17 protein-coding genes are annotated in these 23,680 nt (G+C 56.3%); 12 read left to right on the plus strand and 5 right to left on the minus strand.

What is annotated here, in order from left to right; all coding sequences use genetic code 11:
* Positions 1–15 precede the first annotated feature (15 nt).
* Entirely contained in the window at positions 16–1,014 is a 999-nt protein-coding gene (gene add / locus AC2D8U_RS06750) for an adenosine deaminase (protein WP_484618293.1), read from the minus strand.
* A 329-nt stretch (positions 1,015–1,343) separates the two neighbouring features.
* Here add and AC2D8U_RS06755 point away from each other — a divergent pair, with 329 nt between their 5' ends.
* The gene (locus AC2D8U_RS06755) at positions 1,344–2,012 is read left to right on the plus strand and encodes a hypothetical protein (protein WP_484618294.1); all 669 of its coding nucleotides are present in this window, start codon (positions 1,344–1,346) and stop codon (positions 2,010–2,012) included.
* A gap of 77 nt (positions 2,013–2,089) precedes the next feature.
* On the opposite strand, the gene AC2D8U_RS06760 is transcribed toward AC2D8U_RS06755, so the two are convergent.
* Positions 2,090–3,874, minus strand: coding sequence for an ABC transporter transmembrane domain-containing protein (locus tag AC2D8U_RS06760; RefSeq protein WP_484618295.1), 1,785 nt, complete (start codon positions 3,872–3,874; stop codon positions 2,090–2,092).
* Positions 3,875–4,101: 227 nt separating this feature from the next.
* Here AC2D8U_RS06760 and AC2D8U_RS06765 point away from each other — a divergent pair, with 227 nt between their 5' ends.
* Entirely contained in the window at positions 4,102–5,208 is a 1,107-nt protein-coding gene (locus tag AC2D8U_RS06765; RefSeq protein WP_484618296.1) for an endonuclease/exonuclease/phosphatase family protein, read from the plus strand.
* On the opposite strand, the gene AC2D8U_RS06770 is transcribed toward AC2D8U_RS06765, so the two are convergent.
* Together AC2D8U_RS06770 and AC2D8U_RS06775 are read right to left on the minus strand one after the other, a co-directional pair.
* A complete protein-coding gene (locus tag AC2D8U_RS06770) occupies positions 5,169–5,423 on the minus strand; it encodes a hypothetical protein (RefSeq protein ID WP_484618297.1) in 255 nt (84 codons plus the stop codon). The two genes, AC2D8U_RS06765 and AC2D8U_RS06770, sit on opposite strands and share 40 nt — an antisense overlap.
* Before the next feature lie 93 nt (positions 5,424–5,516).
* Positions 5,517–6,275: a 3-hydroxybutyrate dehydrogenase gene (locus AC2D8U_RS06775; protein WP_484618298.1), complete on the minus strand. Its 759-nt coding sequence runs from the start codon at positions 6,273–6,275 to the stop codon at positions 5,517–5,519.
* A gap of 156 nt (positions 6,276–6,431) precedes the next feature.
* Between AC2D8U_RS06775 and AC2D8U_RS06780 the strand changes: the two genes are divergently transcribed.
* Positions 6,432–8,552: a TonB-dependent receptor gene (locus tag AC2D8U_RS06780; protein ID WP_484618299.1), complete on the plus strand. Its 2,121-nt coding sequence runs from the start codon at positions 6,432–6,434 to the stop codon at positions 8,550–8,552.
* A gap of 49 nt (positions 8,553–8,601) precedes the next feature.
* Positions 8,602–9,255 (plus strand): response regulator transcription factor, encoded by a 654-nt coding sequence (locus AC2D8U_RS06785; protein ID WP_484618300.1) that lies wholly within the window; start codon positions 8,602–8,604, stop codon positions 9,253–9,255.
* A gap of 235 nt (positions 9,256–9,490) precedes the next feature.
* Here the strand turns inward: AC2D8U_RS06785 and AC2D8U_RS06790 are convergent, their stop codons facing one another.
* Positions 9,491–12,823 (minus strand): hybrid sensor histidine kinase/response regulator, encoded by a 3,333-nt coding sequence (locus AC2D8U_RS06790; protein WP_484618301.1) that lies wholly within the window; start codon positions 12,821–12,823, stop codon positions 9,491–9,493.
* A 104-nt stretch (positions 12,824–12,927) separates the two neighbouring features.
* Here AC2D8U_RS06790 and AC2D8U_RS06795 point away from each other — a divergent pair, with 104 nt between their 5' ends.
* From AC2D8U_RS06795 to AC2D8U_RS06830, 8 genes are all read left to right on the plus strand, one after another.
* The gene (locus AC2D8U_RS06795; RefSeq protein WP_484618302.1) at positions 12,928–14,118 is read left to right on the plus strand and encodes an MFS transporter; all 1,191 of its coding nucleotides are present in this window, start codon (positions 12,928–12,930) and stop codon (positions 14,116–14,118) included.
* Positions 14,105–15,025: an alpha/beta hydrolase gene (locus AC2D8U_RS06800; RefSeq protein ID WP_484618303.1), complete on the plus strand. Its 921-nt coding sequence runs from the start codon at positions 14,105–14,107 to the stop codon at positions 15,023–15,025. The genes AC2D8U_RS06795 and AC2D8U_RS06800 overlap by 14 nt, the downstream gene beginning before the upstream one ends.
* 645 nt (positions 15,026–15,670) lie before the next feature.
* Positions 15,671–17,059 (plus strand): HlyD family type I secretion periplasmic adaptor subunit, encoded by a 1,389-nt coding sequence (locus tag AC2D8U_RS06805; protein WP_484618304.1) that lies wholly within the window; start codon positions 15,671–15,673, stop codon positions 17,057–17,059.
* 2 nt (positions 17,060–17,061) lie between these two features.
* Positions 17,062–18,384, plus strand: a complete 1,323-nt coding sequence (locus AC2D8U_RS06810) for a TolC family outer membrane protein (protein WP_484618305.1) — start codon at positions 17,062–17,064, stop codon at positions 18,382–18,384.
* Positions 18,385–18,390: 6 nt separating this feature from the next.
* Positions 18,391–18,990, plus strand: a complete 600-nt coding sequence (locus tag AC2D8U_RS06815) for an OmpA family protein (RefSeq protein WP_484618306.1) — start codon at positions 18,391–18,393, stop codon at positions 18,988–18,990.
* Positions 18,974–19,624, plus strand: coding sequence for a transglutaminase-like cysteine peptidase (locus AC2D8U_RS06820; protein WP_484618307.1), 651 nt, complete (start codon positions 18,974–18,976; stop codon positions 19,622–19,624). The genes AC2D8U_RS06815 and AC2D8U_RS06820 overlap by 17 nt, the downstream gene beginning before the upstream one ends.
* Positions 19,621–21,558 carry a bifunctional diguanylate cyclase/phosphodiesterase gene (locus AC2D8U_RS06825; protein ID WP_484618308.1) on the plus strand — a complete coding sequence of 646 codons (1,938 nt, stop codon included), beginning with the start codon at positions 19,621–19,623 and terminating at the stop codon, positions 21,556–21,558. Before AC2D8U_RS06820 ends, AC2D8U_RS06825 begins: the two co-directional genes overlap by 4 nt.
* Positions 21,555–23,678 (plus strand): type I secretion system permease/ATPase, encoded by a 2,124-nt coding sequence (locus tag AC2D8U_RS06830; protein WP_484618309.1) that lies wholly within the window; start codon positions 21,555–21,557, stop codon positions 23,676–23,678. The genes AC2D8U_RS06825 and AC2D8U_RS06830 overlap by 4 nt, the downstream gene beginning before the upstream one ends.
* Positions 23,679–23,680 lie beyond the last annotated feature (2 nt).

Raw genomic sequence — 23,680 nt, forward strand, 5'->3', positions numbered from 1 at the left:
AGCGAAGCGGCCTTGTTACTGGGCCTTTGCCGTCAGCAATGCCTGCTTGTCATAAGCGGACAAAAAGGCGGCTTCCACGCCGTAGCGCTGGATCCGATGACAATCCGACGCCGTGAGTCCGGCCAAGCCGGCAACCTGTTCATACTCGTGACGCAGTTCAATGCCTTCGACGGCGGGATCGTCAGTATTCAGAGTCACGGGCACACCTGCAGCCAGAAAATGACGGGCTGGATGTGCGGCGATGGCGGTGACCGTGGTGGTCTGAACATTGGACGTCAGGCAAGTCTCGAAGGCGATCTTATGCTTTGCCATGTATTCCAGTAGCTTGGGATCCTCTACCGCCTTGACGCCATGGCCGATGCGCTCAGCACCCAGCTTCTCGATGGCATGCCAGACATTTTCCGGCCCGCCAGCTTCACCGGCATGGGCGGTGATCCGCAAACCGGCATCCCGGGCAAGGCGGAAATGATCCTCAAATAACACCCCGGGCTGTCCCAGTTCATCACCAGCCAGATCCAAAGCCACCAACTTGTCCCGATGGGCCAGGCACGCCTGCAGCTCGCCATGACAAGCATCTGGACCAAAGGTCCGGCTCAAGATCCCGATCAACTGCGCCTGAACCCCCCACTGGCGACAGCCAGCACGTACCGCATCTGCCACCGCTTCAATCACCCCCTCCATGTTTAATCCATGGGTACGGGCCATAAAGTGAGGGGAAAAGCGCAACTCGGCGTAGTCGATCCCGGCAGTTTTCAGGTCTTCGACGTTCTCATAAGCCACCCGGTAAACGGCGTCGTAGTCCTTGAGCATGGTGACACCAAAATCAACCTTGGCCAGGAAGCTCATCAGATCTGGTTCATTGTCGGTGATCTGGATATGGGGCCTGAGCCCTTCCAGATCATTGGCAGGCAGGGCAAGCCCATATTGGTGAGCCAGTGCCAGGATGGTGGCAGGCCGGATGTTACCGTCGAGATGGCGGTGCAGATCCACCAAAGGCAATTTCGAATCAATCATCTGGAATGTCCTTTATTTTCAGTATGGATCTTTGTCCACTGTCTCTATGGGCGACAAGAATACGGTAATCACTCCCAATCGCAAGCAACAGGATTGTTACCTGTGACACAAGCCTCGTTAACACCCCCCTGCAATGCCAGGCCCTGGAAACAAATGCGCACAGGGTCCAGAAGCAAAAAGACAGGGCAGTGAAAGCGAGCGCTGCAGCCAGCTTAGACAGAAATTCTGGACAAAGGATCAACTCAACGGCAAATTGGAATGACTGTCGAATGCAGTATCGACAGTGCAAGGATGCAATAACCCGTCACTCCTCACACAAGGACGAAAGTATGTTGAGATACCACACCCTGTTCGCCATCGGACTCCTGTTACTGGGCGGCTGTGCCAGCCACGGCAAGGTCGAGGTCGAACCAACCCAAGTGATCGACTGGCAAGGTTTTACCGGCAAGCAGTTTGCTTACGATGTCTGGTACAGCCAGCCGGAGCCGGGACTCTTTACCGCCGCGACACAACAAGCCCTGGTTCCCATCAAAGATGCCAAGATCTCGGTCGGCGCAGCCCGAGTCCTGAGTCGGTTCAAGCAGTTGATGATCGATCAGTTGCCCGCCGAAGCCGCCTTCACGCCCAATGAAGATCCCGACTACATCCTGACCACAGAGCTGGTTGCCTACGACAAGAAAGGCCCGGCCTACTCAGATTATGAAGCAATGAAAAGCCTTGGAAAGTCGCTGTTAACCTTGGGCTTAGCATCCTCCGAGTACAATATAATCGCCGATTTCGAGGTCACTTACCGCCTCAAAGATCGCCAAGGAACAGAGCTGTATCACGACGTGTTTCGTGTCCAGGACCAGATCGATCACGAACGGGGCCAGTTTGATAGCACCTCCATCGGCCAGGATCTGGCGGCCGAACTCCTGGAGAAGCACATCTCCAAAACCCTGAACCAGTTCTTCCGGGGCTATGTCGTCGCCGCTGAAGAGGGCAAGATCCAGCTGTAATCCCCCCTTGAACCCGAGATGGCGGCGTACCAGCGATAAGGCGTACGCCGTTACCCTCCGCCAACTGAACCGTTCGCCTATTGCTCAGCCATATTTCCCTGGCTGAGCTTTTCCTCTCCCAATAGCTGCAACTGGGCCAGTTGACGATAGAGGGGATCCGTTTTCAACAGGCTGGCATGATCACCGATATTACGGATCCGCCCCCCTGCCATCACCACCAGACGGTCGGCACGCACTACGGTGGCCAGTCGATGGGCAATGATCAAGGTGGTGCGGCCCTCCATCAGGGTCTCCAGCGCTTCCTTAACCCACTTTTCATTCAAAGCATCCAACGCCGAGGTCGCCTCGTCCAACAGCAATATGGGCCTATCCGCCAGGATCGCCCTGGCAATGGCGATGCGCTGCTTCTGCCCGCCGGAGAGGCGCACTCCCCGCTCGCCAAGATCCGTGTCATAGCCCTGAGGTAAGGCCTCAACAAACTCCTCCGCCCGAGCGGCACGACAGGCAGCACGGACCTCCTCAAGGCTGGCATCGGGACGGCCATAGCGCACATTTTCCTGCACCGAGGTCGCAAAGATCACCGGCTCCTGGGAAACCAGGGCAAATTGACGACGCCAATGCTCGGGATCGCACGCCCTGCTCTCGACCCCATCCAGTAAGATCTGCCCGGCCCCAGGCGGATAAAACAGCTTCAACAGCTGAAACAGGGTCGACTTGCCGGCGCCGCTGGGCCCGACCAACGCCACCGTCTCACCCGGTCGTACTGACAAAGAGAACTGGGATAGGACATTCACATCTGGTGCAGCGGGGTAGGCAAAGTCAACCCCTTCAAAGCGCAGTGCGCCTTGAATCGGACTGGGAAGTTGCCGTGGTGAAGACGGAGTCTGCAGAGCGGGCTTGGTCGCCATCAGTTGACGCAACCGCTCACTGGCACCCGCCGCCCGCTGGATCTCGCCAATCACTTCACTGAGGGTGGCCACCGCACCGGCCACCAGTACGGCGTAAAACATAAAGGCGGTCAGGGCACCGGCAGTGATGGTGCCGGCCATCACCTCCAGCGCCCCTTTCCAGCTCACCAGGGTGATGGCAGTGATGGAGAGGATCATCACGCAGGCGATCAGGCCCGAGCGATAGCGGATCCGGCGTCGCGCGGTGGCCATGACGCTTTCGACCCGAATGGCAAAACGGTCTCTATCGAGCGACTCGTGGCCATAGGCCTGGACGGTCTGGATCTCATGCAGGGTTTCATCGAGATGGGCGCCGAGATCCGCCACGCGATCCTGACTCTCCTTTGCCAACCTCCGTACCCGCTTGCCAAAAAAGAAGATAGGACCCAACACCACGGGCACGGCAAACAATACCATCAGGGTCAGACTGGCACTGGTAATGCTCATCATCACCAGTCCCCCTATCAAGGTCAATGCCGAGCGCAGCGCCATGGACAGGCTCATCCCCACCACGGTTTGCAGCACCGTGGTGTCGGCGGTAAAGCGGGAGATCACTTCGCCGGTTCGGGTTCGCTCGAAGAACTCGGGGGAGAGCAGCAGCAGGCGTTCAAACACACTTTTTCGAATGTCGGCACTGATCCGCTCGCCCAGCCAGGTCATCAGGTAAAAGCGGACAAACACCGCACAACCACCGATAAAGTTGATGATCAGCACCAGGGTCATCAAACGATTGAGGGCCGCAGGATCGCCACTGAGAAAACCTTCATCCACCAGCAGGCGGATCCCCTGGCCCAAAACCAGCCAGGTGGCCGATCCCACCAGCAAGGCTGTCAGTGCCAACCCCACTCGGATCCGATAGGGGGAGAGAAATCCCCAAAGCCAGGAAAGTACCCGGCTCTCAGCCTGTCCCGTCATGCGTTCCTTCCATCCTGCATCGCCGCCACCACCCCGTGTGACTCGGTCTCCCCGAGCATAGAGAGCTTTCCTACTCTACCTTAGCCCCCTATGACAACGAACAACTTCTTGTTTCAGAAGGCACTTTCTATTCACCATTTGCTTGAATCGGGTATTTCAGGGGACAATCTGCGGACTCAGTCTACCCTAGGCGTGGGACCAAGACAGAATGCAGAACGAGGAACGCCATGCGGATCGCCACCTTTAACGTCAGTATGGAAGCGAGTAACTACCTTGCCTCACCGGATGCGGCCTTGGATCCCGATGCACTGCGCACACACCTGGCAACCGGACGAAATCTTCAAATTCGAAACATCGCCGAGATCATTCAACGGATCCGCCCGGACATTCTTCTGCTTAACGAATTCGACTATATCGCCGATCCCTCCGAGGGGATCGGTGCCTTTATCCAGCACTATCTGCACAAAAGCCAGAGCGGGGCCCAGCCCATCGACTACCCCTACTACCATGTCGGCCCCGTTAATACCGGGGTGCCCAGTCCCTACGACATCGATGGCGATGGCATCGCCTCAGGTACCGGTGGCGATGCCTGGGGATTTGGCCACTATCCCGGCCAATATGGCATGGCCTTGCTCTCCCGTTACCCCCTTTTGCCCCAACAGGCACGCTCCTTTCGCACTCTGCAATGGCATACCCTGCCGGACGCTCAGCCCATTATTGGCCCAGATGGCAAGCCCTTCTATAAGCCAGAAACCTGGCAGGGCCTGCGACTCTCTTCCAAGTCTCACTGGGATCTTCCTGTGCAACTGGATCAACAGGTGCTGCATCTGCTCGCCGCACACCCAACCCCGCCCGCCTTTGATGGCCGTGAGGGGCGTAATGGCGCTCGTAACTATGACGAGATCCGCCTGTGGGCCAATTATATTGATGAACGGGAGTGGGAGTATCTGATGGATGATCTGGGTCATCGGGGAGGACTGGCAACGGGCCGACCCTTCGTGATCTTAGGCGATTATAACGCGTCGCCCGATGAAGGACGCAGCCGCCCCGGCGCCATTGAGCAGTTGCTTAACCACCCCAGGATCAACGCCGACTTCACCCCGACCAGCCGAGGCGGCTTGGCACATCGCCCTGACAACCCCTTCGCAGCCAGTCATACGGCTTCCTGGGGCGCCAGGGTGGATTATGTGCTTCCCAGTCGTTCTGGACTCACGATCACCGGAGGCGGTGTGTTCTGGCCCCGGGCCGGCGACCCATTACACCGGCTGATCCGCAATCGGCGCGCCTCATCGGATCATCGGTTGGTCTGGCTCGATGCGACGCTGTCGCGCTGATGCGCAACCGACAAACTGCAAGCTTGCTCAATCTCTTCATGGAGATCTAACACCAGAAATTCCCGAGGATCGGGTTCCAGGCATTTCGCGGCGATCAAGTAAGCAATGTAATCTTCCACAGTCATGAAGCCTGAGATCAAAGTCAGATGCTCCAGGCGAGATAACTGCTCGTGAGTGAGATGGGTTGTGATGGGGTGGCGATCCTTGGCCGACATAGAACGAGATCCTTGTTGCCCTAACAGATCCTAATCTTAGTCAAGATCGATACTCGGTGCGTACAAGATCAGCAACATGGAGGCGCATTCTGATCAGCGCGCCGTCCAACCCAGATCTATGGTCAGGCTGGCTCCGGTAATACTACGTGCCGATTCGCTGCACAGATAGCTTACCATGGCGCCGATCTCCTCGGGATCGATCAAACGCTTAATCGCAGCTGGCGCCAACATGATCTCAGAGACCACCTGGTCCGGTTCCAATTGATGGAATTCCGCCTGAGCCAGGATCTGCTCATCAACCAACGGAGTCCGCACGTAAGCAGGGCACACGGCATTCACCGTGATCCCAAATTCTCCCCCTTCCAAGGCCGTCGTCTTGGTTAGGCCAATCAAGCCGTGCTTGGCAGCGATATAGGCCGATTTATAGGGCGAGGCGATCAAGCCATGCACCGACGCCAGGTTGATGATCCGTCCCCACCCTTTTGCCTTCATATGGGGCCAACAATATTTCGTTAACAAAAACGGTGCTGTCAGCATCACCTTGAGGATCTCAGCCCAGGCCGTCTCACTGAAGGACTCGATGGGGGATACGTGCTGAAAACCGGCGTTGTTGACCAGAATATCCACCGCCAGTCCCATGGCCACCAACTCCCGCACCATACGTTCACAACCGCCGTCCTGAGTTAAATCCAGGGGATAAGGGATCCCCCTTAGCTCTGTTGCCAGCCCCTTGACCGCAGCCTCATCCCGATCGACCAGGACGACCCGGCATCCAGCCTGAGCCAGGCTTCGGGCAACCGCCATACCGATCCCGGAGCCGGCTCCTGTGATCAACGCCACTTTGGCTGTCATCTGCTTTCATCCCTTTAATCAATGATCTCAGTGCATTGTTAATAAAGTCGGTGACGAGACGAATACTACTATGGTACAGATCCTTATTGCTTTAGCCACTGGTAGCTTGAGCAACAAGCTACGTCGAAATTTCCATGTCCATCAAAGGAACTGATAATGGAATTGCCCAAACTCAATGCCGTGTCCCTGGCAATCCTGACGGCTCTCACACCCTATGCCATAGCAGCCGAGGAGGGTCTCTATGAGGGACTCGAACGCATTGAAGTCACCGCCCGGCGTCAGGTAGAGACCCTGCAACAAGTACCGGTGGCCGTCACCGCCGTCACGGATACACAGATGGAGGAAACGGGGATCGAGCTGCTCACCGAGATCCAGAAGATCTCACCCAATACGACATTGCAGGTAAGCCGAGGGACCAATACAACCCTGACGGCGTATATCCGTGGGATAGGCCAGCAGGATCCCATCTGGGGCTTTGAGCCCGGCGTCGGGATCTACGTTGACGACGTCTACATTGCCCGCCCTCAGGGGGCCGTCATGAGTGTTTATGATGTGAGTCGCATCGAAGTATTACGGGGACCACAAGGTACCCTGTACGGCAAAAACACCATAGGGGGAGCAGTCAAATACGTTTCCCGGGAGCTGCACGGCGATCCCGCTTTCGACGTCAAAGCCAGCTATGGTTCCTACAACCAGATGGATGTGAAATTCAACGGGCAGGCTCCCATTATCCAGGACAGGTGGCATCTTGGCATTGGCCTGGCCCGACTCACTCGGGATGGGTTTGGCGAGTATCTTGGCCCCCTCAATCAGGGCGAGGAAAACTACGATCAGGACGTCTGGGCCGGGCGGATAAACACCGAGTTTTCTGCCACAGACACCCTCAAGTTTCAGCTCAGTTATGATCAGACTCAGGATGACTCCAACGCCAAGGGCGGCCACCGCCTGCTGCCGGATCTGGCGCAAAAGCCCCCCCTTACCGATCTCTATGATTCCGAATCGGGTCTGTCCACGGACAATGAGGTTCGCTCCAAAGGGGTGGCCCTGACGAGCCGCTGGGAGATTAGCCCTGAGTGGACCGGCAAGTACATCTATTCCTGGCGTGACAACGACAGCAGCACCCATATCGACATGGACTCCATGCAGCAGAGTCTGGTGGATGTTCCTGCGATCTACGATGACACTCAGCAAACCCATGAGCTCCAGGCGAGCTATCTGGGTGACAGACTAAAATCGATCGCCGGCCTCTACTACTTTAATGGCGATGCCTGTGGCCACTACGAGATCAACGGGGTCCTCAGCAATAGCGGTTGTGTGAAAACCAAGAGCTACGCGGCTTATCTGCAAGGATCCTATTTCCTCACCGATGACCTCTCTGCCACGTTGGGGGGGCGCTATACCCGGGATGACAAGGTGGGTAACAACCGGGTCACCCTCCTGGGCCAAATCATCTCAGATTGGGAAAATGATGACGGCTGGAGCAACTTCTCTCCCCGCCTTGGCATGGAGTATCGGGTTTCCTCCGATCTCATGCTCTACGCCAGTTTCAGTCGGGGCTTTAAGAGTGGCGGCTTCAATCCCAGAGGCAACCTGTCCATCGATCCCAAGGCCGCGCAACCTTTCGATCCGGAGATCGTTGACGCCTATGAGCTGGGTTTCAAGAGTGAGATGTTCAACCGCCGACTCCGCCTAAACCTCGCGGGCTTTTATAACGACTATCAGGATATGCAGATCATCGTCGGCGAGTTCAAGGAGCCCTCGGATGATGCCACGGACATCGTTCAGCGGGTACTCAATGCCGGTCAGGCACGTACCTGGGGCATTGAGCTCGAGTCCTCGCTGCTGATCACCGAAGGACTCACCGCCGATCTGATCCTTGGCTACCTAGATGCAGAGATCACCCAATGGATCGACCAAGGTACCGACATTTCGGATCGGGTCGTCGTCTCCAACACCCCGGATTGGAGCGGCCGCTTTGCACTGAACTACGCCCATACCTTCGACTTTGGCGATCTGGTTTTCACCGGCAGTGCCAACTACCGGGGGGAGAGTACCCTGTTTGAAACCCCGAACCCCTTGCTCGATCAAGATGCCTATACTCTGGTGGACGTGGGCGTGACCTGGTACAGCAGTAACGGCTACTGGTCGCTAGGAGCCTATGGCAAGAACCTGACCGATCAACAAGCACGGGTAGCGGGCTACGACTTTGGCAGCGTCGTCACGTCCTACCACATAGATCCACGGACCTTTACCCTGACACTTGGGTATCGATTGTAATTCTGGAGATCCTCTGGGCCAGGAAAGCCCAAGGGCCAAGGAGGGAAGTATGCAACCCAATCGCGTCGCTATTGCCGATGACCATCCTCTGTTTCGCAGTGCCCTGAACCAGGCACTGCAGCAGTGTTTACCCGCCAGCGAATTGCAGGAAACCGACTGCCTGGACGGGGTCATCGCCTTTGCCCAGCAGTATGATGATCTGGAGCTGGTCTTTCTGGATCTGCATATGCCCGGTAACGACGGTTTCACCGGGTTGATCCGTCTGCTCAATGCCTTTCCCGACCTAGTGGTGATCATGGTCTCATCGGAGGACGACCCGACCATTATGCGGCGGGCCCTGACCTTTGGTGCCAGTGCTTTTATCCCAAAATCCGTCAATGTCGCAACCATGGCAGATGCGATCAATCAGGTCCTTCAGGGTCACACCTGGTTACCAGAGTCAGCGACACAAACGGCCCAGCCCGACCCTGCCCATCAACTGGCGTCCCGCCTGGCCAAGCTGACGCCACAGCAGCTTAAGGTTCTGTCCTTGCTCGCCGATGGCCAACTGAATAAGCAGATCGCCTATGAACTGCACATTCAGGAAACCACAGTAAAGCAGCACGTTTCTGCAATACTGAGCAAGCTCTCAGTCAACAATCGCACCCAGGCGGGACTCCTCTACCAGCAGCTACGTCAGTTGGAAGCCATGGAGACGGTTTAGCCCTACAATCAATGAGTCGGCGCTTGGACCAGATAACTTGGCCCCAAGCGCATCCTCTCTTCACCAGAGAGTCAGAGCGCGAAAGCACGCCATCCACTCCCACTCAACATGGCTGCACTTGTTCATGCTTCGAAGGCAATCGCCATAAACTGCAGCCTTGATCAGGGCCAAGCACGGCTTGAACTCAACACTTTGACAATCCCTCCGAAGTCTTTAGGGATATCCGACTTATCGGTTACGCCATCTGCGCCTGCATCACGCGACGGATCTGCTGCTTGAGTGCCAGTGCCTTAACCGGCTTTCGCATAAAGACCGCATCACAGTCGGTGGTATCCTGACGCACCAACTCCGAAGGATCGGCAGATAACACGATGGCAGGCACTTGAAAGCCCCAGCTCTTTCTCATCGCCCGGATCAGGTTGGTCCCTTTCTCCTCTCCTAGGTGATAGTCCACGACCAGCAAATCCGGTTGCTCACCTTGCCAGGCCGCGACACGGAGGCATTGCTCCAAAGAGTGACGATCCGCAGCAACCAATACCTCACACCCCCACCCTTGCAACAAGGTCTGCAAGGCTTGGAGCACCAGAGGATCATTATCAATCACTGCCACTCGCTCTCGCTGTGGTGCCAGCGACTCGGCAGAAACCATGTCGGATACCTCTTGCGGTGGGGCTCCTTGTATCGCGATCCTGGGCACACGTACCTCAAATTGAGTGCCTTTCCCCGGGGTTGAATTCAAGATCAGAGGCAAATCCAGCAGTTGGGTGATCCGCTCTACGATCGCCAGGCCCAGCCCTAACCCTTCACCACCGCTCCCCAGTTGTTCAAACTCCTGAAAGACCAGGTGCTGCTTGTCTTTCGGGATCCCAGGGCCGGTATCCAATACCTGCACACCCAAGGCTTCACCCCGCCGCCGCACCCCAACACAGATACGTCCCCCCGTCGGCGTATAGCGAATCGCATTGGCCAACAGATTCTGTATCACCCGGCGCAGCATCGCCTTATCGGTATTGATCCAGGCTCGACTTGCCACATAGTGCAAACGGATCCCTTTCTCCCGGGCCGACAGTTCAAATTCACCACACAAACAGCCGACCAACTCGTGCACCGCCACCGGCTGCATCGACGGTTGTTCTCGCCGGGCATCCAGTCGGGAGATTGAGACAAGATCCGACAAAAGGGATTCTAGCGCTTCCAGAGACTGAGCCAATTGCGCCGTCATGGGCGCCAATTCGGTCCCCGCCACCTTCTGCTTCATCATTGAGATCAAAAGCGTCAGGGCGCTAAATGGCTGCATCAGATCGTGGCTGGCCGCCGCCAAAAAACGCGTTTTACTCAGGTTGGCCAGCTCCGCCTCCTTAGTGGCCAGTTCGAGTGCCTGGGTCCGTTGAGCAACACGCTGCTCCAACACCGCCTGAGCCTCTACATCGGCCGTCACATCGGCATAGGTGATCACATAACCGCCACCGGGCATGGGATTGCCCATCACCTGCAGAACTCTGTCTCCCTCCGTCCCATGACGCTGGCTGTAGCGCAAGCCCGCCCGCATATAATCGAGACGCCGCTGGATCTGTCGATGCACCTCAGGCTTCTCCCCTCCCTGGCTGTTCTCCAGCAACTCCTCGATGGCAACCCCTTGGCGCACCAGGCCATCAGGAAACCCAAGCAGCTCAATGTATTTGTGATTCCAGCACACAAGTTGGAGATCCGAGTTCACCACTGCCAACCCCTGCTCGATGTTCTCGACCGCACCTTGCAGTAGTTCTCGGTTAAAGCGCAGCAGCTGCTGCGCCTCATCCACCAATTCAACAACCGAAGACAGGGCTCCCTGGTCCTGTTGAGCCGCCCGAAGCACCATGGCCGTTGAGGTCGTCCCCAAGATCCCATTGAGCAAATGGGTCACCCGCTCCAGTAATGCAACGGGCACCTGGGCATCCCGCGCCAGCCCCTCAAATCCCGACAACAACTCCAAGCGCTGGGCCGGTTCAGTAAAACGTTCGAGCAAGGTTTCCAGCCTGCTCATGTCCAACCCCGTCGCCGTATCAACAAATAAGTGAGCTTCACCCACAAACGCCTGAGCCTGTTGTTCTTCGCTGAAAGAGGGCTGTTCGAGGAAAGATAAGAGAAAAAACACCATTAGATTGGCGCTAAAAGAGAGCAATATGGAACGAGTGATAGGATCCCAAGCATCCAGTAAACTCAAGCTCTCAAACATCTGGCCCATAGGCAGCATCGGCAGAGTCAACACCGCCACCAGGCTGCCGGCCAGCAAACCGCCGATCGCCGCACTGGCACTTCCCCCACGCCAATAAAGGCCAAGCAACATCAATGGGGCCAATTGTGCCAGCAGGACAAAAGCCAGCAAGCCCAGATCCACCAGAACACTGCCACTGCCACTCCAACGATGGAACAAATAAGCCAACAACAGGAGCAGAACATTCATGCCTTGTCGGGCTCGCTTAAGCCAGAGCCGCTCTTTCCCTCCGGCTGAGCGTCCCCGTCCCAGTCCCCAAGGTACCAGGATCTCATTGGTCAGCATGGTGCTCATCACGATGGAACTTAGGATCAGCATCCCGGCCGCTGCAGCGAGTCCTCCCAGATAAGCCAATAAGGCAAGCCCGGGATGACCTAGGACCAGAGGCAAAAGTAACACATAGTTTTCTGCCGACACTTCGGTTGGCAGGTGCAGCTTTCCCAGTAAAGCTATGGGTAAGACGAATAGGTTGATCAGCACCAGATAGAGCGCAAATTGCCAACGCGCACTGCGCAACGCACCAGACGGGTGTGCCGAAACGGCCAGGACATGAAATTGGCGAGGCAGGCAAAACAGAGTCAGGGCGCCAAGCAGTGTCAGCCCTACCCAGCGATTGGTTTCCAATCCTGGCAACGCATGCCATTGCGTCATGTGCAAAGGCCAGTCTTCAGGAGACCATAACACCCATACCATAGTGCCGCCCACCAGCAAGATTGCCAGTAACTTGAAGGCACTGGCAAAGGCAATCCCCATCAATAACGCTGGGTTGTGCTCCGTGGCCGACAAACGGTGCGTTCCAACCACAAAAGAAAACGCCGCCATCAACAGAGTCACCATAAACACGGTGTCCCACCCGGCCAAGGCTTGACCAACCAACACATCAAAAGACTGACCGATGGCGCGCAATTGCAACGCCATGTAGGGCACAACCCCTATCAGACAAACCAGGCTGGCAATCACTGCCAGCCCAGAGGAATGGCCATAGCGCCCGGCCAGAAAATCGGCGATGGAAGTGACATTCTGGCGGCGGCTCACAGCGACGAGTTTGGCCAATACCGGATAACCCAGCAGTACCATGGCCAGCGTGCCAATAAAAATTGGCGAGATAAGCCAGCCCGACTGCGCCGCCTGAGCAACGGTGCCATACAGCGCCCAACTGGTGCAGCAGACCGCCAGACTCAGGGTCAACAGCCAGGGACGGCCTACCCACTGGGGGCGACGTCCCGCCATCCAGGCCAGGAAGAAAAATACCGCGAAAAAAGCCACCGAGGCTGCGGCCACGTAGCCGGGGTCAATCTGCACCTGTTCAGCCATCCTTGGCTCCTCCTGAGCTAGCACTAAGGTACTAACTCAATTAACAAAATCATTCGTTACTTTAACTACTGAAACGTTACACCACATCTGCACTTATTTCAGCCATGCGAACAGACAACAAGTATTTTATCGAGGCACTGCTCTTTCTGAACTACCTGCTGTTTGCCATGGCATGGGTTGGCGGAACCGTATACATGGAACCTATCATGGCCCAGGCGCAGATCCACAGTTGGGCCGATGCGAGCCTACTCAGCGGAGCCGTCACCCTGGCCAAGATCGCCGGTACCTTTGCTGCCGCCGCCCTGGCCCTGAAAATGGGCCTAAAGTGGGCCTTTTTTATCGCAGCCCTACTCGTGGTGGTCGGGATCGCGACTCCCTTTGTTCAAGCATTTGATCTCCTCCTACTCTGCCGCTTCCTGATGGGATTGGGCGGCGCCTTTATGGTGGTCTACTTTAATCCCTACATATTAAGCTACTTCCAACCCCACGAACGGCCCCGGATCAATGGCCTTAACGCGGTTGCCTTTAACATAGGGACTGCTCTCGTATTCTGGTTTGTTGACGAGATCACCCTACTCACCGGCCACTGGCGTATGACCTTGGCACTGTTTTCCCTGCTCAGTTTGGCCGTGACCCTGCTCTGGCTTCTTGTTCCCTCACAGGGTATCCCTCACTCCCCAAAACTAAGGGGGGCACGACACTACGGATACTGGCAGGGACTGAAAGATCCCTTTTGCTGGCGCTACGCCCTGACATACTCCGGCCTACTCGCTTTCTACATCTGTCTCTTTACCTTCTACCCCTTGGCGGGGTTCGAAGCGACCAAATGGGTGATCGGCGCCGGGATCTTTGGCACTTTGGCCGGGATCCTCCACAGCCAGCGATCACCGCTGCGTCTGCCGGTGATGAAGCTCAGCGGTGCGGCCATTAGCCTGTGTATTGTGCTACTGACCTTTGTCGTGCCTACTGACTGGCAGCCGATGATCGGAGTTGTCCTGGGATTCGCAGTATTCTTCCCCATCAGTGCCCTGATCACCCTCCCTCAGGAGCTGCCGGGCATGACCACGGAGCGGATCACCATCGTCTTTAGCCTGTTCTGGTCCATCAGCTACCTGCTGGCCACCGTTGCTTTATGGTTCTTTGGCTACCTGGTGGACTGGTTTGACGGAAACTTTACCCCGGCGCTGATGATGATCTCCCTGCTCAGCCTGACCTTCCTCTTCGGCAGCTTCACCTTGCCCGAAACCGGCCTGGTGCTGCCAACCAAGGAGCGATGTTCCAATGCTGCATCCTGATCTGAAAGACTTTATATCCCGTGTCAATGAGCTGATTGCGCAAGCAAAGATCGCCAAGCTTCCTTTCACCGTCGAGGCCGTTCGAGCGGGCCTCGAAGGTTTGCGTGACTACTATGATGACGGTCCCGAAATCACCTGGACAGCGGACCGAACGGTCACACACCAACACCACCGGGTCCCGGTCCGCATCTATCATCCCGCGCCCTCCAAATCCTTGCCCGTGATGATCTATCTGCATGGCGGAGGCCATATGTGTGGCAGCGTGACCCTGTACGATCCCATGTGTCGAAAACTGGCTCAGCGATGCCACTGCATTGTCGTCGCGGTTGATTACCGCCTCAGCCCTGAGTTCCCCTTCCCTGCTGGACTCGACGACGCCCGAGCCGTTGTCGAAGGGCTCGACACCCTGCTGGCTGATCTGCCCCACCTACCCAGCAGGATCCTCGCAGGTGACAGCGCAGGAGGGGCACTTTCAGCCCAGTTAAGTCAAGAATATCAATCCAGTAATCCCTCGAGGATCCACAAGCAATGCCTGATCTACCCAAGCCTGGACTACACCCAAAGCCAAGCTTCACTGCAGCAGTTCGGTCGGGGGTATTTGCTTGAGCAAGACAAGATCGCTTGGTACTTTGATCAGTACTTCCAGTGCGGTGAAGACCGGGCCGCGCACTCCCCCCTGCTTGGCCCCCTCAGTGCCACAATGCCCGAGACCCTGATCATCACCGCCGGCCTGGATCCCCTACAGGACGAAGGGATCCAATACCACAGACGATTGCTGCTGGCCGGGGTACTGAGTCATCATCATCACTTTGCCGACATGCCCCACGCTTTTATGAATCTGGAACGGCTGGTGCCAGAAAGGGTCGACAGCCTTTACCGTCATATCGCTGAATTCGTGAAGAGTTAAGCTTCCCTCTTTCCCCATTGAAGGCGTGCTTCGCACTTTACCGGGGAATGCATACAGCAACCCATGGTCCGGATGCACCTCCGCATCGCAGCCAGTTTAGGGGACGCCACAGGCGTGGGAATGTTGTGGCCCATAACGTCCGTTTGTCCCGTTGGCATGGTGCCGTGCAGGAAGCACCAATGCCGCGACAGCATGGATGCGGATGAGCGGCCAACAAAAGGGGATCCTCCAGGCTGCGCGCCCTGCCCTGACTCCCTTTCGACTCCATTTGGTGCTTAGCCTCGCTTTCTCTCCATGCCGCAGCGGCTGGGGCCAGAGTCGGCTTTGATGACGGCGCAGTCCCAGCTTCGTCAATAAGCCCGGCTACGCGTTCAAACCTTCGGTTTTTACCCATGCCTTCGCTGACCCCTCAGGCCGCATCACAGGACGTCATTCGGGCACCTCCAAGTCGGCAATGAAGCGGCGGCGCACCAATGACGGCGGCCCCTATTGAAGCGCGGCTGTTGCTTGAACCAGCAAGCCCCAAAAATACCTGTGCGAATGAGCGCCCCACCAATCCGAGATGAAGCATTTAAAAAGCCTAAAAACAAACATTTGTGAGATCTTTGCCTACACTTCTCAATAAATACTTAACGAGGTAACGGCATGCACCAAACCGGCCAGGAGCCCCGCAAGGATGACGTCGCGTTTCTCGACGACACCAGCGTGGCAGCGCTGATGGCGCCTTCGACCTCCGGCCGAGGGATCCTCTGGTGTACCCTGCTGTTTTTATTGCTCATTGCACTTTGGGCTCACTATTCCGAACTGGACGTGGTAACCAGTGGACCCGGAAAGGTGATCCCCTCCTCCCAGCGCCAAGTCGTACAGAATTTAGAAGGGGGGCTATTAGAACGCCTCGATGTACAAGAGGGACAGCGGGTCCGGGCAGGCCAGCTGCTGATGGAGATCGACGACACCCGGTTCCAAGCGGATTTTCGCGAACAGGCACAACAACAAAAAGATCTGCGGGCCCGAGCCATCCGTTTGCAGGCCGTACTGCACTCTGTACAGATCCTGGATGCAGAGAATCAGGATGGCGATCCCAGCAATGACCTGCTGATCTCCCAGCAAAAACCTAATTTCCCACCCCAGTGGCAACAAACCCAACTGATTGAGGGACAATTGGCGGAATATCGACAAGAGCTCAATAACCTCAAGGCTCAACTGCGCCAGTTGGAACAACAGATCACCCAACGTCAGCAAGCGCTGCGTGAAGGCAGAGCCAAGCTGGACAATCTGGGCCACAGCTATGCCTTAGCCAGGAACGAGTACGATCTGACCAGGCCCCTGGCAGACGAAGGCGTCGTCTCCCGAGTCGAGATCCTCAAACTGGAACGCCAAACCAACGACACGCTCAGGGAGTTGCAATCCGCGGAACTGCAGCTACCTGTCCTAGCCTCCGCCCTCACCGAAGCCATCCTCAAACGCAACGAGGCCGCCATCGCTTTCAAAACCGACAAGAGAGCCAGACTGAATCAGGTCAGCGGCGAATTGGCTGCCTTAACCGAGCGCAATGTCGGTCTGGAGGATAAGGTCAATCGCACCGCAGTGCGTTCTCCCGTCAATGGCGTGGTACAAAAGATCCACGTCAACACATTGGGCGGTGTGATCCAACCCGGGGCGGATCTGGTCGAGATCGTTCCCGACGGCGACGTGCTTATGATAGAGGCCCGCATCGCCCCACAAGACATCGCCCACTTGCGGCCCGGTCTTCCTTCCATCATCAAGTTCAGCGCCTACGACTTCACCCGATACGGCGGACTCGAAGGCACCCTGGAGCACATCAGCGCCGATACCGTCTCTGATGAGGAGGGCAACAGCTTTTACCTAGCCAGGATCCGTACTCAAAAGAGCCACATTGGCACCCACAAAGAAAACACCATCATACCCGGCATGACAGCGACCGTTGACATCATCAGTGGCAAGCGCTCCGTGCTGGATTACCTGATCCGCCCCATTCGCTCAGCTTCTCAAAACGCACTCAGGGAACGATAACTATGAAGAAACGATCGTTGATCTGGTTTATCCCCACGACCGCCGCACTGTTCGTAACCCCCCTTTATGCTCAAGCACTAAGCCTTGAGCAGGAAGTGGCATTTGCCTTGAAAAGCCACCCAACCATCCACCGATCATTTAACGAGTTGGCAAGCCGCAATGCACAGATCCAGGGGGCCTATAGCGGCTACCAACCCAGCCTCGATGTGGAAGGGGCGCTGGGGTATCAGAAACTCGAAAGCGATACCACGCGGATCAACGGCAACGAGGAGTTCGATCCCCAGGAGATCAGCCTGACCCTGCGTCAGTATCTGTTCCAAGGGTTCGAGACCAGTGAAAACCTGACCCGAGTGCGAGCCGAAGCCGAAGCCCAGCGCTTTCAACTGCTTTCCGATGCCGAAAACCTGGCCCTGAGGGTGACCCAGGTCTACCTGGCACTGATGAAGAGTGAACAGATCTACCGATTATCCAAAACCAATCGCGATACTCACCAGCGGATCTATGACGACATCAGCCGACGGACACAGCAGGGCGTTGGCTCCAGTGCCGACATGTCGCAGATCGCCGCCCGTCTCGCTCGGGCGAATAGCAACCTGATCGCAGCCCAGAACAACTATCAAGACGCCCAAGAAACCTACCTTCGAGTCGTAGGCCGCCTGCCTTCTGAGCAGATCCGGCCGGAAGTCGACGGCAACTACCTGCCCGGCGATCTCGACCAGGCTCTGGCGCAGGCCATGGGGACCAACCCCACCTTGAAGCTGGCTCAGCAAGACATCGAAGCGGCCGTGGCCCAGCGCGAAGTGGCAAAGAGCCCCTTTTATCCAGAGTTTTACATTGAGGTAAAACAAAGCTGGGAAGAGGAAACCCGAGGACAGGACGGCCGGATCGATGATCTGAGCGCGATGCTCAAAATGCGATGGAACCTGTTCAACGGCTTTGCCGACAACGCCGAGGTACGCCGCAGCGCTTCACAACTGGCCGTGGCCAAGAGTGTGCGAGACAACAGCATGCGTCAGCTGGAGGAAGGGACGCGTCTGGCCTGGAACGCCTGGCGCTTTACCGACCAGCAAAAGGGCTTTCTACAGGGCCATGTGGAAGCCTCCTACCAGACGGCCCAGGCCTACCAGAAACAGTTCGAGATCGGTCGACGTACCTTGCTTGACCTGCTCAATACCGAGAACGAACTGTTTGAGGCTCGCAGCAGCTATCTCGTCGCCGAATACGATGAGATTGAAGCCCGCTACCGGGTCCTGAATGCCACCGGGCAGTTGCTTGAGGCCTTAAGGATCACCGTACCCACCGCCTGGATGGAAAGCCGGAGGTAATCATCCATGAAGCATCTCTATCTCCCCCTACTGCTATTACCTTTGCTGTCTGGTTGCGGAAACCTGTGGCAGGCCGAGTCCTTCCCCCCAATGGTGCAAAAACTGGACCTGGCCGATCAGGATCTAGATGGCGTGATCAATCAACGGGATCTTTGCCTCGACACCCTCACCGGTGCCCTGGTCAACAACGATGGCTGTGCCAGCAACCACACGACCGAGAAGATCATCCCGGCAGTGATCCTGTTCGACAATGACAAACACGCGATCCGAGTCGATCAACAGCTAGCAATCCGCCGTGCCATCACCATCCTGCAAGCCGATCCCAAGGGCAAGGCAACCCTGGTCGGCCATACCAGTGCACCGGCGGATCCCCACTACAATCTGGCTCTATCCAAGCGCCGAGTCATGGCCGTGCGCGATGCGTTGATCCAGGCAGGCATAGCGCCCGAACGTTTGACTACCGACTACCGGGGTGAAAACGAACTGAAAGATAGACGGGGTGACGCCCTTGCCCAAGCCACTAACCGGAGGGTCGAGGTTCGCTTTTTCACCTATCATGATTTGCCCTTGATGCGCTGGCATATCAACAGTGTGGAAACCCCTTAAGGCGATGGCGGCGACCATGCTGCTGATGCCGACGCTGCTCGCGCAACAATGGGACGAGCGTATCGCTCTACTCTATGGTGAGGCAGCACGGTTGCGTCTGGAGCGCTGGCAGCAAACTCTTGCCCAGCTGGCAGACCAACCCCGCCAGCTGCAACTTGAAGGCATCAACCGCTTTATCAATACCATGGTGGAGTTGGACGACGAAACCCTGTGGGGAATGGCGGACTATTGGGCCAGTGCCAGCGAATTTATCGGCGCTGGAGGGGGCGACTGCGAAGATTTCGCCATCGCCAAATTCGACAGTTTGCGCCAGTTAGGGGTCGAACCCGACCGACTGCGCCTGGTTTATGCCAAGGCGCAGCGGCGTGATGAATACCACGTCGTGCTGGCCTACTACCCGACTGCCGACGCGATCCCGCTGTTGCTCGATAACTTGACCGAACAGCTCGTACCCGCCGATCAGCGGCCAGACTTAACCCCGATCTTCAGTTTCAATATTGCCAACCTTTGGCTCAATAAAACTCGTCTGGACGATGAACGGGTCGGCAACGGATCCAACTTTTCCCTATGGCATTCTGTCCATTCTCGACAACACCCTAGGATCCCGGCCATTGGCCTAGGAGCGGAACAATGACGCTATTTCGACAACTGGCACTGGTGTTTTCTAGCGCCCTGATCCTGCTTACGACGATCCAGCAAGGATTCAATCTGGCCGAACAGAGACAGTTTATTGTTCACCAACAAAGATTGGCACTGGGCAGCATGCTCACCAGTGCCTCGCTGGCCGTCAAACCCCTAGTCCTTGCCAACGATCGGATCGCGCTGGAGGCGACAATGGCCGCCTATTTTGATACCGGTCAATACCTCTCGGGGCAGATTCACCATATTGATGGTACACCACTGTGGGAACGAACCAGCTCAGCCCAACTGACCCAGGTGCCAGACTGGTTTCAGGCGCTTCCCCTATTTTCCCCCATTGAACAGAAGCAGCAGCTCGATATTCAGTGGCGCCCTCTGGCCGTCCTCACTTTAACAACGGATCCCAGGCTCGCCTATCGCCAACTCTGGCAAAGTGTTCGCCGAACCTTTCTGATCACCCTGTTGTTAATCCTGGCCTCCGGTGCCCTGCTGGCACTGTGGTTAAAGAAACTCCTTAAGCCATTAAAAGCCCTGTGCCAGCAGAGTAAAACCATCGCCGAGAAGCGACCACTGCCTCCCACCGTTCAGCTGGCAAAGACTCAGGAGTTTGCCCAGGTACAGAGGGCATTCACTGCAGTGTCCGACCATTTTAACCGACTCTTCGCCGATCAAGCCAAGGATGCCCAGCGACTGCGTAAACGTCTCTATCGCGACCCACTCTCGGGCCTGGGAAACCGACAATTACTGCAAGCACTGATGGACAGCTGGGTACAGGATGGCAACAACGGGGTTCTTGCACTGGTCGCCTTGCCCGGCCTCTCCAATCTACTGGACGCTCACGAGTCCCGAGCTTACCGTGCAACCACTGAAGCACTGGACAGAAACCTGTCGATGTTGTTCAACAATGTTGGCAGCTATCATCTGGTCCGAATGAATAATGACGAACTGGCCCTGGTACTGCGTGAGGTATCGGAAGAAGCGATCCGCAGTCCCTTTAACCAGGCCCAACAGGTACTGGAAAACGTGCAGGTAGATCCTCTTGCACTCAACCCAACATCCGCGACCCTGGTAGGCTTGTACATAGAAAGCCCTCACAATCCCTCCCAACTTTTAGCACTACTGGACAACATGCTGTCAGAGCATAAAAAAAGCGGTGAAACACTGCCTCTGCTCGTACGACATGATCAGCAGGGGATAGCTCGGGGACGCCGCCAATGGCAGGCACTGGTAGAGACGGCCTTGAAACAACAAAAGATCAGCTTCCGCCAGCAAGCCGCCCTTACCTTGAATGGCGAGCTGATTCATTACGAGTTGTTCAGTGCCATCGAACTGCCCGGCGAGTATTGCTCTGCCAACCAGTTCTTGCCCGCCCTGGAAGCATTAAACAGAACGGCTTTCTTCGATCGCCATGTGATCGAGCAAGTGATCCAGCGCCTGAAGAAGGACCGTCAAGCCAAGGTGAGCATCAATCTATCGGCCTATAGCCTGTCAGATCATGGCTTTGTTCGCTGGCTCAAACAAACTCTTAAAAGCCATCATGAACTCAATGAGACCCTGTTGTTTGAGATCCCGGAAAACGCCTTTTTCCAGCAACGCGATGAATGCTTGATGGTCTGCGAAATGATTGAACAAAGCGGATTTGGCTTTGGGATCGATACCTTTGGCCGTCACCTGGATAATCTGGATTACCTGACAGAGGTCCCGTCGCCGGCCTACGTCAAACTGGACCACCTGTACAGCCAGCGACTGGATGACGAGCAACAGCGTGATCTGCTTATCTCGCTGTGTCGTACTGCCCATAGCCTGGGGCTTAAGACCATTGCCACCCGTATCGAAAACTCGAACCAACTCAGGGTCTTCAACCTGCTGCACGTTGACGGGATCCAGGGCTTTTTGTCCCACTCATGGGAAGAGGCTCAAGGCCAATGACCGATCCCTTGCTGCAATGCCTGCTCTATATTGCCCGCCATCATGGCGTTGGCAATGCCCCCGAGGCAATGATCGCCGGGTTGCCGTTGTCCGACGGGCAACTGACCCTGGCGTTGCTACCCAAGGCCGCCCAGAGCGCAGGACTCAGCTGCAAGCCGACTCGCTATCCTTTGGAAGCCATCCCAAACGCCCTGCTTCCCGCGATCATGCCCCTGGAAGATGGGGCATGTGTCGTGCTAGAAGTCGATCAAGAGCAGCGTAACTTGCTGATCATGGAACCCGATGCCGATGGATCCCAACGATGGGTCGATTTCGACCACTGGCAGCCCAATTACCAGGGACAACTGCTCATCTTCAAACGACTGTTTCGCCATGATGATCGCAGTGCCGATCTGGCCGACAACAGCAAACACTGGTTTTGGTCCACCCTGCGCCACTCCTACCCTATCTATCGCGATGTACTGGTTGCTTCGGCGTTAATCAACCTGTTTGCCCTTAGCGTGCCGCTATTCAGTCGTATCGTCTATGACAAAGTACTGCCCAACTTCGCCTTTGACTCCCTTTGGGTGCTGTCAACCGGCCTCGGCCTCGTATTAGTCTTTGACTTGGGTCTAAAAGCGCTACGAAGCTACTTTGTCGATCTGGCGGGAAAAAAGTCCGACCTGTTACTCTCCTCCAAGATCTTTGCTCAGGTGATGGGGCTGCGAATGGAGGCTAAGCCAAGCTCGGTCGGCGCCTTTGCCCGCCATATGCAGGAGTTTGAATCCATTCGAGAGTTTCTGACTTCGACAACCATCATTGGCCTTATTGATGTGCCCTTTGCCTTGCTATTCCTGCTGGTTATCTATCTGATTGCTGGCCCCCTAGTACTGGTGCCGGTCATCGTGGTCATCGTCTTGCTGCTCCAGAGCCTGTTCATTCAACACCGGCTGAGGCACAGCGTCGAGCAGGGTGCAAAGCTGTCCAGCCAGAAGCATGCAACACTGATCGAGGCGTTATCCGGGCTTGAGACCCTCAAACGATTCGGTGCCCAGGGCCAGTTTCAATACAAGTGGGAGGAAGCCGTGTCCCACCTGTCCCATTGGTCAATCAAAACCAAGCGTCTAACCGACTGGTTGCAGATCAGTGCAGGTACGGCACAGCAACTCTCCTTCACTGCCATGGTCGTTGCCGGTGTCTATCTGATCGCTGCTGGTGACTTAACCATGGGAGGCATGATTGCCGCCACCATGATCAGTGGGAGGGCCATCGGCCCACTGATGCAGCTCTCGCTACTGGGCAGTCGCTATAATCAGGCGAAAAGTGCCTACCAGATCCTCACCCAACTGATGGCTTTACCCAAAGAACAGGAGCCGGAACAGCGCTATCTTCATCGGCCTCTGCTGACCGGGCGGATCCAGTTTGACCGAGTGAGCTTCACGTACCCTGGTACTGAAAAAGCCGCAATCAGTGATATCAGCTTTACCATCAAACCCGGTGAAAAAGTGGCCATCATTGGCCGGATCGGATCAGGAAAAACCACCATAGAGCGTCTCCTTCTCAAGCTCTACCGTCCCACTCAAGGTGCAATCCGCCTGGACGACATCGACATTCTTCAGCTCCACCCCAACGATGTCCGGCGGAACATTGGCAGCGTGCCTCAAGAGCCACACCTTTTCCACGGCAGCATTCGCGACAACATCCAGCTTGGTCGTCCACAGGTCGATGATCAAAGCCTACTAAGAGCGGCTCACCGTGCGGGAGTAACGGACTTCAGCAATCATGAGCCGGAAGGGTTGGATCGACAGGTCGGAGAAGGTGGCACCATGCTGTCCGGTGGCCAGCGCCACGCAATTGCCATCGCCCGGGCCTGGTTATCCGAGCCACCGGTTCTTCTGATGGATGAACCCACGAGTGCGATGGACAATCGCAGTGAGATACAGCTAAAGCAACAACTCGGAGCGCTGGGAAAGGAACAGACCCTGATATTAATGACACATAAAACGAGCATGCTCGACATCGTCGACCGGATCATTGTCCTGGACCAAGGCAGACTCGTCAGTGATGGACCCAAAGCTCAAGTGCTTAACGCGCTGCGTGAGGGGAAAGTTGCCCCCCTGCGCAGCGTCAAGCATCCCTGAAA

The sequence above is a fragment of the Ferrimonas sp. YIN67 genome, assembly GCF_057219095.1.